We start from the raw sequence: 16,161 nt of genomic DNA on the forward strand, positions 1-16,161 counted from the left end.
GTCTACTTTTTAAAGGGAAGTCTGAGCGCAGTGTTCGCTAGTAAATCTTTTTAAAAAGGATTGCAAGCGAACGGTGCGAAAGCATTTCCAACGCAGCGGGATTCCGAGCGAACGGTGCGAAAGTGATTTTTAACGGATGTTAGTAATATCGTTCGCTTCGAAAGGAATTCTTTTGAAAATTGATTCCTTCCGAAGACTTCGATAAGAAAAGATTTTAAAAACGATTGTTAGCGTATAGTAACAAATGGAGTCGTTTGATAAAATCCACTTATAGCGAAGGGTGCGCACATAAAAATTTTTTATTGACAATATAAACGAAACAGTAGTTATGTATTATCGAGCAATTGACCTGCTGAAAGGCATGATTTCCCGCCCTTCTTTTAGCCGGGAAGAGACAGCGGTAGCCGATTTCCTGGAAGCAGCCTGGAAACAGGACGGGCACACGGTGCGCCGCTTTGGAAATAATCTTTGGATGATGTCTGACCTGTTCGACCCGAGTCGCCCCACAATTCTATTCAATTCGCATATTGATACCGTAAAACCCGTTTCTGGCTGGACGCGCGACCCTTTTCAACCGGAGGAGACGGAAGACGACCTTCTCTTCGGGCTGGGCAGCAATGATGCGGGCGCGAGCGTGGTAAGCCTGTATGCGGCCTTTTGTTTGCTCACGCAAAAAGGCGAACAACCGTACAACCTCATTTTCCTGGCCTCGGCCGAAGAAGAGGTATCGGGCAAGAATGGCATTGAAAGCGTGCTGCCAATGTTGCCGCCGATTACGTTTGCCGTCGTAGGCGAACCGACCGGTATGCGTCCGGCTGTGGCGGAGAAAGGGCTGATGGTATTGGACTGCGTGTCGCATGGAAAGGCAGGACACGCCGCGCGAAACGAAGGGATTAATGCCATCTATCAAGCTTTGCCAGACATCGAGTGGTTCCGCACCCATCGTTTTGAACGAGAGAATCCCTATTTAGGTCCGGTCAAAATGAGCGTGACCGTTATCCAGGCCGGGACACAACATAATGTGGTGCCAGACCGTTGTAGTTTTGTAGTAGATGTCCGTTCGAATGGCTGTTACAGCAATCGCGAATTGTATGACGAGATATGCGCGGCCGTCCGGAGCGAAGTCACGGCACGGAGTTTCCGGTTGAATGCCTCGCAACTCGACGCTTCGCATCCCTTCTTGCAGCGCACGGAACTGCTGGGATTGGAACCGTTTGGCTCTCCTACCCTCAGTGACCAAGCATTAATCCCGGTGCCATCGATTAAAATCGGTCCGGGCGATTCGGCTCGCTCCCATTCGGCAGACGAATATATCCGGTTGCCGGAAATCCGGGAAGCCATTGAGTTATACGTACGGTTGTTGGATGGAATGAAATTGTAACATGTGGCAAAAAATCTTCAGCACAGTAGGCGCCCGCTATTTGGTAGCATTTGCGAACTTGGTGATGGTTATCATCAACGCCAAAGCCCTGGGGCTACAACAGGTAGGAGAAATCGGACTGATAACGGCGGCTGTCAACCTAATCATTACCTTTAACTCCCTGTTTACAGGAAGCACGTTGGTATACTTTTTAAGTCACTCGCCTCAACGCCCGGTTTTGCTACTGGCGTATGGGTGGTCCGTGGCGGGGACTCTGCTGGGTGCTGGATTCTTTGCCTGTCTCTCCCTCTTCCCATCCATCTATTGGCCATACCTCCTCTTGCTCTCGCTGCTGGGCTCGGTTGCGAATGTGAATACACGAAGGCTGCTGGCATGGGATCAGATTCAAGGCTTCAATTGGACCTACCTATTGCAAGGCGGCTTGATTCTACCCTTTGCCTGCCTATTCTATTATTTAGCCGGTTGGAAAGAGGTCAGTTCCTTCTTGAACGCCCTGTTCCTCTCCTATTTGACGGCGACGCTGGCAAGCTTCTGGATGCTGCGGATGGCACCCACCCCTACCTCCGGCCGCTGGATAGACCGGGCACTTTGGGGAAAGATGCTGCGCTACGGACTCTGGGCGACGATTGACAATGCGGCAGAGGTCCTGACTACCCGCATCAATCACTTCCTGATTCGGCAGTTTACAGGATGGGGCGGCGTCGGGCTGCTGGATAGCGGCACGAAAGTGGCAGAGAGCGTTTGGAACATCAGCCGCGCATTAGGATTTCTGGCCAATAGCTCCGTCGCACGAGCTACGACCCATGCGGAACAAAAGCAAAAGACATTACACCTGCTGCGCGTGACGTTCACTGGAACGTTTCTCTTGGTGACAATCATCGTCTGCATACCGGAACCTTTCTATACAAAAATCCTCTTTAGCGAAGAATTCGAAGGGATTACTGCCGTGATTCGCGGGCTGGCGATTGGGATGGTCGCATTCGGATGCCATACGATTTTGTCGCAATACCTTATCGCCAGCGGGCACGTAAAATATAGTGCTTTATCCTCTATCGTAGGCCTATCGGTATTGCTGGCGGCAGGCATTTTCCTCATCCGGGAATGGAGCATCGTCGGAGCGGCTGTAAGCACCAGCATCGCCTACGTAGCCATGTGTCTGACTTCGCTCGCCTCGTTTACGCGCCTGACCGGCACACATTGGAAGGAACTTCTCCCTACCCTTCGTAAATCAAAGTAAACAGATGTTCAGGCGCGAAAAGCGCGCAGGCCATCGCCTGCATTTCGGCCGCTGAAACAGCATTGATTTGCGCAAAGACCTCTTCCAGCGAATCAAAGCGATTGTAGTGGAGATAGCTCTTCCCCAAATTGAGAAACAAACCCTCTTTGTTATCCCCCGAGACGCCCAATTGCCCCATAGCCTGCCGCTTCACGGCCAATAGCTGCCGCTCGGAAAGCGGAGAGACACACAACTTATCCAGTTCCCGGCGTACCAAATCCATAGCGCGACGCAAGTTCTTAGGGTCTGTTCCAAAATAAATGCTAAAGATACCCGTATCGGTATACGAAGTGATATTCGACTCCACGTTATATACTAATCCATTATGCTCCCGCAGCGAGAGGTTAAGGCGGTTGTTCATGCCCGGACCTCCCAACAAATTATTAAGCAAGAAAAGAGAGATGCGGCGGTCGTCGTGCATATCGAATCCCCGACACCCTATCATGACATGCGCCTGATGCGTATCTTTTTCCATCGAAAGCCTACGCGGCGTAAGCTCTGAAGGAGGCATTCGTTTCAGCTGAGGTTGCCGAGGCTCGATATCCCCCAGTGCCTGTTCCGCCCACGTAACTATCTTGGTAAATGGAATATTTCCCATGGAGAAAAACACCATATTCGATGGCGTATAAAAACGATTCAAAAAGCTCTTGCCACTCTCCGTATGGAAGGTTTGGAGACTCTGTTCGTCGCCCAAGATATTATGCCCCAACGCATGACCTTCGAAGAGCAGATTCTCGAACTCATCGAAAATCAACTCGGAAGGCGAATCCTCGTACGAATGGATTTCATCGAGAATGACATCCGTCTCTCGGGCAATCTGCTCCTCTGGAAAAATAGAATGAAAGACCAACTCGGCCAACAAATCCAATGCCCGGCGAAAATGCTCGGACATGAAGACGGAGTAGACAAAGGTTTCCTCTTTGGTGGTATAGGCGTTCAGTTCGCCTCCAACCATTTCCATCCGGTTCAGAATATAATTAGCGCGGTGCCTGTCGGTTCCCTTAAAGATCATGTGTTCCACGAAATGAGCCAATCCATGCTCGGTAGACTCTTCGTCGCGCGTACCGGCTTGAATCGCAAAACCACAGTATCCTACCGGAGAAACCAACGGCAAATGCACCATCCGCAAGCCATTCGATAATGTATGTGTCAGATATTCCATCGTTCCTTCTTTTCAAAAACGATGCAAACATACGGAAAAAATCGAACGTCTGCAATTAGTCGAGAGCCTCAGCAGCTATGCGCAAGGCCGTGTCGACCACCGGAGCTTGGGGATTCGACTCCGCATAAGAGTTTTGTTGCTTCGTCCAAGGCTCTTCCAAAGCATAGAAATCAATAGACACTGGGGTACCTTCTTTAAGTTCCCGCAAACGCGCCTCAAACCAGATCTTCCAGCGCATATAATAGAAATCCTTCAGCAGACCGTTCCACTCACGGTGGGCATAGTCGCGCAGTCCACCGTCGTCTGCCGCCAAGCGATTACCCCATGTAGTGATTTGCACGCGCGCGTTCCATTCGTAGAGCGCTTTCTCCGCCTCTGTTTTTCCCAAAGCACGAGCGCGATTCAACCATCTTCCTACAGTAAATTCCGGACGTGTTCCTAAAAGTTCATCCTGGAGCAAAATCAATTGAAGAAAACGAGTAGACGCCGAAGCATACAACGCCGCATCGTGCGCGTCATAAGCCGCTTCAATCACCTTGCCCACAAGCCTTCCTTTTTCAGCAATGGCCTGACGGAGAATATCCACAAGGTCGTATTCGAAGTTGTTGTTCCCTTCAAAATCCTTAGCGACGGACAGCATCAAACGCGCAGCACGGATGACATCGTCCGGATTGTAATAGTCCGCCATTTCCGACCAGCTCGAAACCTGATACGGATGTGCCGAAGGACGCGCACAGAAGATAGACTCGTGCGTCCCTTGTTGCGTAGATGCCGCCGGACAGTTGTAAATAGAATTGCTTAAGAGCAACCAAGCCTCTTGCAATGCCGGGACGGATTTACCGTAGCGCGCCCGGACGTATCCTTGCAACCATTCATCCTTCTGGAAGTGAGACGAACGCCAAGGCAGCTCGGTGAGCAGCTCAAACATCACCGGGTTATTTTCGATTCCCTCCGGCGTCATGCCCACGCCACGCAGAGTTTTGCTGAAATCGCTCGCCTTCGCCTTGTAGAATTCGTCGATGACATGTTGCATTTTGCCATGCAGCCCCACGTTTCCGCCGTAATTGAGCAACATGCAATAGAGCCAATCGTGTTGCCCGAAGCCATTGGGGCGAAACCATGAAGAGTTTGGGTCACCCCATTGTGGACGGCTCTCGGAAAAGAGGTCGAGAATAAGCATATCGCCCGCCTGAAGGTTCTGAATCATCTGCGAATGCGGGCAGCGTTGCCAAGCCATTGCGACCCAGACCGCCTGCGGATTGTTCTTTTTCATCGCTTGCATGATGGCTTTCCCGGCGGCGTCGAGATCTACGCCGTCCACGCTACCTCCTTCGTGGAACGGGTCCATGCTGTAAAAGTTGGCTTTGCCATAGAGGCGGTTCATTTCCTTATAATAGAGGGAAGCGATTTCTTGGAACCGGGCATCGGTGGGCAAAAGGAATGCCGGACGCGGATAGCCGTTCCACTTTCCCGGATCGGAGACATTCAAGCCTAACTTTTCCTTCGCATTATGCGGAACCATGCCCGAATAACCCGGAAGGACAGGCTGGATTCCAAATTCGCGCATCCGCTTCAGGATTTTCTTTTGTAACTCGGCGCGTTGTTCGTACCAGCTGTCCGGATTAGGTCCGCCCCAGCCTTCGAGGTTGTTCATCAGCCACCAAGCTTGAAATCCCGCTCCGGCGATGAAGGCGTTGATTTCCTCTTTCCCGTATCCCAACTTTTGGAGGACATGATACCAAACCACGTCTGTCCCCACAATCGCCAGCGGAAGGTTGATTCCATGCAACGCCATCCAGTCTATTTCCTGTTCCCAGCGTTCCCAATCCCAGAACGCCATCGTGTAGGAATAGGTGCAATAGTTGAAATCATAACGGTAAGGAAGTTCCGTCTTGTGGCGTTCCGGTTGTTTGACGGGCGGCAACACGTCGGGCAACTTCGCCTTCATGCCATTCCACGAGAGATGAATCCCTGCATAGTATTTAAGATACCAATTCAGTCCTGTAGCGATACTCACGTAATTATTTCCGCGAATCACCACCTTATTGTCCTTTTGGTCCAGTTCGAAGAAATCGGTATCCGAGCTCTTTTTCTCGATGATAAACTTCTCGGAAGCTCCTTTGTCAATGCGCTCCAACAAACCTTGGATAGGCGAGGAGGCATAAGCAATCGTTGTCATGAAAAGACAGGTTAATAGATAAAAGAATTTCATTGCTTGTCATTTAAAAAGTTCATATATCCGGCAGGCAATTCCTGCATTTTGGTTCCTTTTGCCGACTTGAAGCGGACAGCATGGGCGCGGCGCAGGTTCACATGCAAATTCGTGATTTGAGGCTCGTCGGGCGTGACGGTTATTTCGTTTCCTTGCTGCCGGACTTGGCAATTGTATTCGACAATGCTTCCGTCTGCCCGCTCGACAATGAATGCGTTCGTCAAGAAAGTTTCGCCCAAGCATTTGAATACTTCATGTACGTCGTTATCTTGCGTATTAACGGTTTGCCAGTCGCTAATCATGTTCACATACTCTTCGCCGATGATGAAATGGCGTGTGTCGTAAAGCTTGGGATGTGGATTTCCGAAGCTGGGTGTCGAGAAATCCACCTGTGTATCGGCAGAGCAAGCCTGTTCCACTTCCAGATAAGGATCCACCACAAATGCCCAGCGCAGCTTGCCCGATGAGTCAATCAGATTAGAAAAAGCACCCATTGCATTGTATGTTTGGAGCAGCCATTTTTCATCTCCGGTCAGCAGGTAAGCATAATAGGTGACATAAGCACGCCATGCGCTCCAGCCATGGGGCGAATTGAACATGTTTGGCAGCATTTGCACGTCATATTGCGCTTCCCAGAAGCGCATCGTCCCTTGTCTGCGCCGGGCATCGGGGACACGCAATTGCGTCAGGCAAGCATGGCTGTCTAAGATGGAAAGCATCGCCTCCGTATAGCGTTTCTTAGCCGCAGGGTCTTTTTCCAAGATGGCCAGCATTCCTATTTGCAACGCCGAGCAGGAAATCATGCCGTCTTCGAAGGTGTGTTCGCCTTCGGTCTGGAAGTTTCCTTGGGCAGAGACAAGCTGGTCGATGGCACGCTTGGCGGAATCGTAATGCCGCTTGGCACGTTCGTCCCACACTTTGTCGCCCGGAGCCAAATTCCGTTCAGCCAAGGCCAGTTCCAACATGCTTTTAGCCACATAGATGACGCTTGTGTAGATTGTCCCATGATTGCAGTAAGCACCATCTTCGCGTTGCGCGGAGCGGATAAGCCAATCGCCCAATCGCGCGGCGCGTTCGAGGTCGTTCACGTCACCTTTCGCCTCGAAGCGGTCCACTAACATGCCAATCGTCGTGGAAGTGTTCTGGATTCGGGTGGCATAATAGAGCGGTTCCACTTTTATGGAGTCATGCAATTGGGTATAAAGCAGCTCAAAGTAATCATCCAACTTCTTATCCAATTCTTTGTCGGGGAAATAGCGCGCCGCGAGGAACGCGGAATAGAATCCATACCAACTTTCGGCGTGTGAAGTGGGCTTTTGATGGAAACGCCAGGCGTTTTCCCGTGCGCGTTTCATGACCCATTGCCAGGGCTGGTGGACAGTCAGGATGGCTTCCGCCTGTTTGCCGTCCGAATGGGCCGTCAAGGTATAAAGCCCCGGATTTTCCAGCCGGGTGCGTATCTGATAACACCCTTTTCCGGCCGGAGAGACTTCTGCCTGAATCTCTTTCCCCTCGCTATCCGTGATGCGGACTTGTGGATGGTGCGCATAGAGCAGGCAAGCGGCCTCTTCTCCGGCTTTATAGGAGGTTTGTCCGATATCAAACAACGGAATATCGACCGAAGCCGCAATCGTTTCCTCCAGTTTCTCGATTTGAGGAATGGGCAAGAAGACGATTGTCCACTCGCGCGTTTCGTCTTGCGCCAATTCATAGAGATGCTGCGGATGGCGGTCGGGCAGCGGCAAGGCATTCATCAAATCCAGGTTCAGCGATTCGATTCGATGCCCGTAAAACCAATAAGGCGCCGGGTCTTGATAGCCTAAATTGTAATCCACGCTCCACGAAGCAATCGGGTCGGGCGACGCCAATGCCAATATTTGCCCGCCAGGCGTCTGCATATAGCCATAGAAATGCGTCTTCTCGTTGCGCATCAAGGTGGGGAAATACTTTCCGAACCATTGCGGATATTGGTCCATGTAAGTGTCGATGCCCAGTTTGAGCCCCGCCTTCTGAGGTTGGAATTTCGTGTGGGAAGCATTCTTTATCCGGACGCGAATCGCCGGCTTCCCGTTATAATCCGTATAAGTCAGCCGGCATTGGATGCCATCGATTTCGCCCACATAGGAAGCATATCCGTCAGGATGCCAAGCAGCGCGGCGTTCATTCCCTTCCGTTTTCAGGTAAAAGGAAGGTCCGGCATGATTTCCCTCTTGGAAGAAAGGAATCGTGTCTGCATTCTTCTTAGGTTGGAAGATTAAGCGTTCCGCACAGCCATCTTCACCGATTTCCCATTTCCATCCGGATTGTTCGATGGATATTTGGGCTGTCAATGCCGGAGCAATTCCTAACATAGCCCCGGCAAGCATACATTTCAAGTGTTTCATGTTGGGTTCAATATTGATTATGTATGCAAAGATAAGTCAAATCTCCACAGTTGTCAGGATATTCACGCCGAATTTTCCATCTTTCGAAATCCACCAGTCCACATTGCCGTTTGCACAGCGGATGGCGAAGCGGGGATTCATATTTAAGCGCATGGAGCCGTCTGGAATCCATAATCCCAAGCGATAAGTGCCGGGCTTCATGTCCGGAGGTAAAGCCCAAGTTGCCTGGATGCGATGCAGCAAAGGCGTGCAAGTAGAATCGCCTGGCGCATATGGCTGCCAATCGTTCACGCGTGTGCTTGTCGGCAAGATTTTTGCCACCTTTCCTGTTTCATCAATCAGGACAAAATGTACTTCGTGATCATTGAAAAGCGTCGAAAAGCCGCGATTTATCAATGTCAGCTCAATCGGATTCTCTTTTCCCGCTTTCCATCGCTTAGGACAGGAGAGTTCTTGCAGTTCAATGCGATAGCCTAAATGGTCGCGGATATAATCGAAGGCATTCCGTTCGGCCGCGCTCCCGTCTTGGTTCTCGAAGTAGCCATCAGAGATAGGCATCTTGTTCTTCGTGAGGAAATCCTTGCTGATGGGCGTCTTTTTCCATTGCATCATCGAGTATTTATCGCTTACTCCTTTTTCTTTATAATTGTGAATCGCGCTGAGCGAGGTGTAATGTTGGAGGAAAAGGCGGCGTGCCGTTTGTGGACCGTCGATGAGCCAACCTTTTCCTGGATTGTCGGGGTCTTGATTCACGCTCCATGTGCCCCAAGGCAATTCTCCATCGACTGGAAGAAAGGGTGATTCGCGCACAATTTGCTCGAATGCCGGCGTTCCTTCCGACATTTCCCCGTCCCATGGATGCGGCTGGATGACAATGAAATCATCGTGAAACGAAATATGCCGATATTTCCCCGAATCCGCCGCCAGCAGGTTTTTATAAGTGGGCACGCGCACTTGCACATAGCGTCCTTCGGGCGTCATCTGGAGTATAGCTTCCAAAATTTCCCGTTTCGTCTCGTCGGATTGCTCCAATCCGTGCACCGAACTGTGCCATTCGCCCCAAGCCCCAATCATGCCAGCCTGCACGACTTGAATCACGTCGCGGTTCGCCTCCAAGAAGGGTTTCAACTGCTCGGCATGGCGCAGAATGTCCTCTTTCGTCGGGCCTTTGGGCGCACGTCCCATGAAAGCCGTTTCATAAGCAAAACGAAGTACGGCTTTCTTCCCCAATTCTCGGAGTTTTTCGAAGAAAATTGCCATAGTTTGGAAATTTTCTGGCGATATTTTTTCCCCCACCAAATCGGTCAGGTAGAAATAGGTTTGCACGAGCGAAACACTGTCCGTTGCGTACAGTGCAGATTGCTCTTCCAAGTAGGAAGTAATGTCCGGATAGTTCTTTGCATCCCAAAGATAATTCTTGTTTGCCACATCCAAAGCGACCTCCAGCCGGAAGCCCCGCTCCGGATTATAAAGTCCCTCTTTTCCATGTGGCGAATCGGCATAAATGCCGTGGAAATCTTTGTATTGCATTCCTTCGGAGGCGCAAGCCGAGAATCCGAGGAGAATGCCTGCCAATATGCAAAATCGTGTTATCGTTTTCATCATTTCGTTTTATAATTTGGCATATAGCACACAGAGAACACAAATTAAATAGATTTTCACCGATTTATTCAGTGGCAAATTTATAAAATAGAATCGGTGGTTGTTCATTAAATCTGCGTTATCTGCGTGCCATTATTTGTTTAAAGATAACTTTCTGCTAATTAATATCCCGGATTCTGGATAATAATGCCTTTTCCTTCGTTAATGACCGATTGCGGCAGCGGAAAGAGGACGAATTCATCCTTTGTAGTCGTACTTCCGCGCCGTCGTGCGTTTTCGATGAATTGGTCATAACGAATCAGGTCGGAGCGGCGGACGCCTTCAAACCAAAGTTCATGCCCGCGTTCGTCGAGATTCTTCTGCAAGAAATCATCCACACCGCTGATGTCGGCCATTGTGTAAGCAGGCAATTTGGCGCGCGTGCGAACTCGATTCAACAAATCCAATGCCTCGGAAGTGACAGTTCCACTATTGCGCACAATGGCTTCAGAAAGGAGCGTTAAGACATCGGCATAACGGTAAACGACCAAGTCTATCTGGCTTCCGTCTCCGGTCGATTCCGGGTCTTCGCCATATTTCACAGGAACAGCACCTGAATAGGTATTTCCATGTTTCGCAATATCCGTTTCCTCATTGAAGATGGCTCCGTCGGTTCCCACATATTCGCCCACCAAGACTGAAAGGCGGTCGTCGCCTTCTTCAAACGTATGATAGAAAGGCCATGGAACTTTATAACCATCCCACTTTTGGATAGCCATGTTCGTTGTCGGATAATTGCCCGGTAAAACGTGGTCGTGCCATAATTGTAATGCAGTTCCTCGTTGGCAAGTAGCAGCCCAGATAATCTCCTTATTTCCTTCATTTTCTAATGTGAAGATGTCGGCATAACGATTCATCAATCCGTAACCATATTCCGATTTCATTAATTCACGTCCGCATTCTTCCGCTTTCGCCCAATTCTTCTCGTGCATGTAATACTTCATCAAGACCGTATAAGCCAAGCCCTTGTCGAAGCGACCATATTCTGATGTACGGGTTGGCAATCCTTCTAAAGATTGTAACAGATTTCCTTCAATAAATTGCTGCATTTCTTCTTCTGTAGCACGAGGCACAATCACTTCGTCCAATGGATTCTTTAAATTCTCCAAGGTAGGAAGTGGAATAGGGCCATAGAAATCATACAATAAATAAGCTAACCATCCCATACCTAAATGTGTTTCGGCTTGTAATAAGGCTTTTGAACTTTCAGGCATGTCCACGTTCGATATTCTATCTAGTGTTAAAATCATAGTGCCGATGTATTTGTAATAATCAAGATAATTTCTTGTTGCATAATTATGATTGGGTGTCCAATTATGAGTTGTTAAAGGAATCCAACTGTCGTTAACCCAACAACAAGAAGCTAGGTCCGTTGTCATATCTCCGATAATTTGTACTCCATACGCACAATAGAATACACCACTGGAGCTACGAAAAGCAGCATATACGCCACCTACAACAAGAGCTTCCGCATCATCTTCATTTATAGGAAAGAAATCAGGATTAATAGCATCATATCTTTCCGATTCTAAGTTTGTACACGAGGCTAATGCCAAGCAGCATAAAGCTGCATATAATAATTTCTTCATAACTGTAATCTTTATGACTAATTAAAATGTAATATCTAAACCAATACTATATGTACGTACATTGGGATAAGCGTATTGTAATTGTGATGGAGAACTTGCAGAACTCGATACATCTGTTTCTGGGTCAAGGCCTGTGTATGGAGTGATAATAAATGGATTATTTACATCAAAATACACACGGAAATTCGATAAGATGTGTTTATCTGTTTTAACAGGAATATTGTAGCCTAATGTAATATTCCGGCAACGGATGAACCAAGTTTTTTCGTAATAATAATCTCCAGTTCCGTAAGCACTTTCTTTTTGGAAATAGCTTGGAAGTGTACCATTAGGATTATCTGATGAATAAACATCCCATACAGAAGTCGGTTGATTATATCCACGACGTAAGTCGTTTACGTTATTGCTAATCCATTGTTTCTTGTAACTACCTGCTGAAAGTTTATCAAATTGGCCATAAAAATAGATGTTGAAGTCGAAGTTCTTCCAACGCAATGTGTTATTGAAACCGAAGAGATAACCAGGGTCGGCAGAACCGTAAATAACTTTATCGGCATCGTCTAATTTGCCATCAGGTTGTCCGGTTTTCAACGGAATGCCGTGTCCATCTACTTTGATGGAGCCATCTTCATTATAAACATAACCATTAAGGTCTTTAATTTTTACTTGTCCAGGTAATGCTCCTGGCATATGAGGAATTTCTTCATTTGGTTGTACTAATCCATCAGAAACATATCCAGCATAGTAACGAATCCAACCGTCATATATACTATATGCATACGGTGTCCAACTTGGACTACGTTCTTTCCATTTATCTCGATATAATGAGAAAGTTAAATCCGAAGTCCATTCAAAATCTTTTGTACGTATATTGCTTGTATTAATAGTCAATTCAAAACCTTGGCTTTGTGTTTTACCAATATTTGCTATAATACTATTGACTTCATTATAAGAAGGTATTTTTTGTGTATCCAATAAATCAGATATTACTTTGTGGTAGTATTCTGTTGTTACATTGATTCGATTATCTAAAAAACCGAAATCTAAACCAATATTCCATTCTTTAGAAGTTTCCCAAGTTACTAAATCATTACCTAATTGGCTAAGATAAACGCCATTTACTACAGTATTGTTGAATATATTATTAACGCCGACTTGATAATAGCTATAAGCTACATCACCAACATTCGAATTTCCTGTTTCACCATAACTAACACGTAGTTTACCATACGATAATATATTCTTTAAAGGTTGTAAGAATTCTTCTTCTGTAAATCGCCAGCCAAGTGCTACGGATGGAAAAATACCCCAACGGTGTCCATCTGCAAAATTAGATGAACCATCGGCACGAATTGTGGCGGTCAATAAATAGCGATCTTTGTATGAATAGTTGATGCGCCCAAAGAAAGAGGCCATGCGTGAAATAGTCGCACTCGAACCTACAGTTGGTTTTGGCGCATTTCCGGCTCCTAAATTGTTATATAAAAATCCATCTGTTAGAAAGTTGTTATTTCCGCCCGCTAACATTTCATAATCGAATCTTTGATAAGAATGTCCAGCTAAGATATTAAGATCATGTTCACCAAATGTTTTGAGGTAATTGGCGGTTAATTCCATTAAGTAATCGGAATTGTCTGCTTGAGAAATATAAGCCGAACCATTCTCGCGTTGTCCATAAAGGGTTGTAGTCGGCATATATTGTTTGCGCTTTTGATAATTACGGTCAATTCCGAAGTTTGCTTTAATCATTAAATCTTTTATTGGACGTATTTCAAAGAAGACATTACCTAAGAAACGTTCTTTTCTTGTTTTATCTGTAATATCTAATAAAGAAACAGGATTAGGCAAGAATGAAGCATCTGTATTCATTGTATAATCTCCGTTTTCATTTCTTACTGGTAGAGTTGGATTGAATTGTGCTGCAGAAACTAATATACTGGCATTTTCATGTTGTCCAGCTCCTAAAGGGACGTTATCGTAATCATTACGTGATATATTTAGGTTGATACCCATTTTCACATATTTGCTTAATGTTTGGTCTAAGTTTGCTCGCAATGAATAACGTTCCATTCCATTATTCTTGATGACACCATCTTGTTTGAAATAATTTCCTGATACTAAATATTTAGTGTTTTCTGTTCCTCCAGAAATAGATAAGTTGTGTGATGTTTGAAAACCTAAGCGTGAAATCTCATCGAACCAATTGGTATCAATTGTTGGATTTGCAATTTGAGCATCTGTATAGGGTAATGTTAATATAGGCAGAGATGGGTTATTCAGAGATACTCCTCCATAAATACCTATTTTATTGTCATGAAGCCAAAGTTCTTTGAAATAATTATTAGTAGCTTGCATGAAACTTGAAGCATCTAACATTTCATATGATTTGGCAATGTCTTGAACTGCAGCAGAGCCGGAATAGGATACTTTGGCAGCTCCTGTTTTGCCTCGTTTGGTAGTTACGATAATCACACCGTTTCCTGCACGTGCACCATAAATGGCGGTAGAGCTTGCATCTTTTAAGACCTCGATGGAGGCGATATCATTCGGATTGATAGAGCCTAAAATATTATCTTTATTTCCATCAGAGTATTTATTCCCACTACCTAAACTACCTGTATCATTAACAGGAAAACCGTCGATAATGATTAATGGGTCATTTCCTGCTCTATCAGAAGAAGCCGCACCTCGAATGCGGAATGTTGATTGTCCTCCAGGTTGTGCACTAATGGTACTAACTTGTAAACCTGCAGCTTTTCCTGCTAATGCATGGCTAACGGTAGAGATTGTAGAAACAGGAGTATCGTCCATTTTAACGGAGGCAACTGCACCGGTTAAGTCTTTCTTTTTCATCGTGCCATAACCAATTACAACTAATTCATCCAATTGTTCAGAATCTTCTTTTAAAGTGATATTGATATTTTTCTGGTTGCCTATTTTTATTTCTTGTGTTATATATCCAATGTAGGAAATTTCTAAAACGGAATTGCTTTCTGCATTTATAGAGAAATGTCCGTTCAGATCGGATACTGTACCAGTTGTCGTCCCTTTTACAATGACGTTTGCACCAATAATAGGCATACCTGTATTATCCAGAATCTGCCCTATCACTTTACGGGATTCTTGTTGCGTTTGTGCGGGTTTTTCGTTTGGACGATTAGACAATACCACTTGATGATTATCTTTAATGGTATAGATAATATTGGTTTGTTTTGTTATTCTTGTCAAAACGACTTCAATATTTTCTTCATTAGCGGTAATAGAAATACGTTTATCTAAATCAGATAAGTTATCGTTGTAGAAGAAGCGATAATCACTTACTTCTTCAATCGATTTAATAATTTCACGTACTGATTTGTTACGCTCATTTAATGTAATCTGAGCCCAAATCCCGAATCCTGAGGAAAGGAATAAAGCTAATCCCAAGCCACTTTTAACTACTACATGTTTTATCCTACTCATTTTTTCTTGGTATTTGATGTTAATAATTCTGTTATCTTCTTGTACTTAGTATAATCGTATCTCTTTTCGCCTGATAAGTAATCGGCGCCGTGAGGCTTATTAATTCGATGACATTCTCTAAACTATTGTTTTTTATCACACCTGAGAAACGATACGATTTGATGTCTTCCGCCTCGAACCTTACTTCTACGTTATAAAGGCGTTTGAACATGACGGCGATTTCTTCCAAAGTTTCACCCGAAAAGGCCAATTCTCCGTCGCGCCACATGCAGGTATAGGCAGCATTATCCGGGCGCGTAATTTGCAATGAGCCTTCTTCCTTATTATACACGGCTTGTTGGTCGGGTTTTAAGATAGCTTCTTGCCCGGCAATGCGGGTACGCACTTTCCCTTCGAGGAGCGTGGCTACCCATGTCTTGTCTTCTTTATAGGCTTTCACGTCGAAACTCGTACCTAATGCCTCAACCTCTAAGTCTCCGGCCCGTACCACAAAACGCCGATTCTTATCTTTTGCCACTTCGAAGTAGGCTTCCCCTTCCAATTCCACCAGGCGTTCCTTGTGTCCATATTCCGTGCCATAACGTAATTCCGTATGCGAATTAAGCCACACCCGCGTACCATCCGGAAGTGTAATATTGGCCCGTTGCCCTCGTTCTGCCGAGACAATAAAATCTTCTTCTCTCGTCTGTTGGGGGAAAGCAGCCCAATATACAGTCAATCCCGCCAATAAACCTACGAGCATAGCTGCCACATAACGCCATGTGCCTCTGAAAGACCGGAACGAAATGCGTTTCGCTTTCGGGTGCTCCTCGTACCCCATCTGCTCCTTTATATGCAGAAACATACGGCATTGTACCTCCGCTTCCAGTTCTTTCTGCTGACTTACTTCCCACTTTTGTTGGTAATAGATAGCTAAAACCCCCGCCGAAGAAGGTTCTCGAAGCCACGTCAAAAGCTCTTGCTCTTCTTCAATCGTAGTAGCGCCTTGCATAAAACGCTCCAATACGTCAATATGTCTATCCTGTTTTTCCATGCTTTTATAATGTATATCCAG

The 16,161-nt window shown here is 46.3% G+C and carries 9 protein-coding genes; 2 read left to right on the forward strand and 7 right to left on the reverse strand.

Annotation, left to right across the window (positions count from 1 at the left end; all coding sequences use genetic code 11):
• Positions 1-328: 328 nt before the first annotated feature.
• Together B5F77_RS05610 and B5F77_RS05615 are read left to right on the forward strand one after the other, a co-directional pair.
• Positions 329-1,381, forward strand: coding sequence for a M20 family metallo-hydrolase (locus tag B5F77_RS05610; protein WP_087328816.1), 1,053 nt, complete (start codon positions 329-331; stop codon positions 1,379-1,381).
• A gap of 1 nt (position 1,382) precedes the next feature.
• A complete protein-coding gene (locus B5F77_RS05615) occupies positions 1,383-2,618 on the forward strand; it encodes a polysaccharide biosynthesis C-terminal domain-containing protein (protein WP_087328818.1) in 1,236 nt (411 codons plus the stop codon).
• Here the strand turns inward: B5F77_RS05615 and B5F77_RS05620 are convergent.
• The 7 genes from B5F77_RS05620 to B5F77_RS05650 all read right to left on the reverse strand — a co-directional run bounded on the left by B5F77_RS05620 (position 2,596) and on the right by B5F77_RS05650 (position 16,140).
• The gene (locus B5F77_RS05620; protein WP_087328820.1) at positions 2,596-3,819 is read right to left on the reverse strand and encodes a pitrilysin family protein; all 1,224 of its coding nucleotides are present in this window, start codon (positions 3,817-3,819) and stop codon (positions 2,596-2,598) included. The genes B5F77_RS05615 and B5F77_RS05620 overlap by 23 nt on opposite strands.
• Positions 3,820-3,874: 55 nt before the next feature.
• Positions 3,875-6,031: an alpha-N-acetylglucosaminidase gene (locus tag B5F77_RS05625; protein WP_087328822.1), complete on the reverse strand. Its 2,157-nt coding sequence runs from the start codon at positions 6,029-6,031 to the stop codon at positions 3,875-3,877.
• Positions 6,028-8,415 carry a hypothetical protein gene (locus B5F77_RS05630; RefSeq protein ID WP_087328825.1) on the reverse strand — a complete coding sequence of 796 codons (2,388 nt, stop codon included), beginning with the start codon at positions 8,413-8,415 and terminating at the stop codon, positions 6,028-6,030. Before B5F77_RS05630 ends, B5F77_RS05625 begins: the two co-directional genes overlap by 4 nt.
• Before the next feature lie 36 nt (positions 8,416-8,451).
• Positions 8,452-9,945 carry a DUF4874 domain-containing protein gene (locus tag B5F77_RS05635; protein WP_239445748.1) on the reverse strand — a complete coding sequence of 498 codons (1,494 nt, stop codon included), beginning with the start codon at positions 9,943-9,945 and terminating at the stop codon, positions 8,452-8,454.
• Positions 9,946-10,178: 233 nt separating this feature from the next.
• Complete coding sequence (locus B5F77_RS05640; protein WP_087328827.1) at positions 10,179-11,645, reverse strand: RagB/SusD family nutrient uptake outer membrane protein; 1,467 nt, start codon at positions 11,643-11,645, stop codon at positions 10,179-10,181.
• Positions 11,646-11,666: 21 nt separating this feature from the next.
• Positions 11,667-15,107: a TonB-dependent receptor gene (locus B5F77_RS05645; RefSeq protein ID WP_087328829.1), complete on the reverse strand. Its 3,441-nt coding sequence runs from the start codon at positions 15,105-15,107 to the stop codon at positions 11,667-11,669.
• A 31-nt stretch (positions 15,108-15,138) separates the two neighbouring features.
• The gene (locus B5F77_RS05650; RefSeq protein ID WP_087328888.1) at positions 15,139-16,140 is read right to left on the reverse strand and encodes a FecR domain-containing protein; all 1,002 of its coding nucleotides are present in this window, start codon (positions 16,138-16,140) and stop codon (positions 15,139-15,141) included.
• Positions 16,141-16,161: the final 21 nt, after the last annotated feature.

The sequence above is a fragment of the Parabacteroides sp. An277 genome (genome assembly GCF_002159645.1).
In the GTDB taxonomy this organism is placed as follows: domain Bacteria; phylum Bacteroidota; class Bacteroidia; order Bacteroidales; family Tannerellaceae; genus Parabacteroides.